The 253-nt window shown below is 71.1% G+C and carries 1 protein-coding gene; it reads right to left on the bottom strand.

Going from position 1 to position 253, the window contains the following annotated elements; genetic code table 11:
* Positions 1 to 253, bottom strand: a 253-nt coding sequence (locus ACLEJR_RS27105; protein WP_440817785.1) for a phage baseplate assembly protein V, incomplete at both ends; no start/stop codon positions are given.

The raw sequence follows: 253 nt of genomic DNA, 5'->3' as shown, positions 1-253 counted from the left end.
TCCGGGTCGCCCTGTTCGAAGGCGACCGCCACTTCGGTGCCGGCCAGCAGCGGCAGGTGCAGGCCGTGGGTGTCGCCGGCGTAAGGCCGCGCCAGGCGCATCCACAGGCTTTCCCGGCCGGGTTGCCAGGTGTCGCGGTCGAACAGAAAGTGCACCCGGTAGCGCCCGTCGAGGTCGATCTCGGCGTAGGGGTCGTTGGCCTGCGGGTTGCTGACCCGCGCCGGCACGGTACCGCTGATGCACGGCTTGGGCA

Source organism: Pseudomonas sp. SMN5 (genome assembly GCF_052041925.1).
GTDB lineage: Bacteria > Pseudomonadota > Gammaproteobacteria > Pseudomonadales > Pseudomonadaceae > Aquipseudomonas.
The sequence above is the reverse complement of the archived record's forward strand: the minus strand, read 5'-3'. Positions and strand labels throughout refer to the sequence as shown.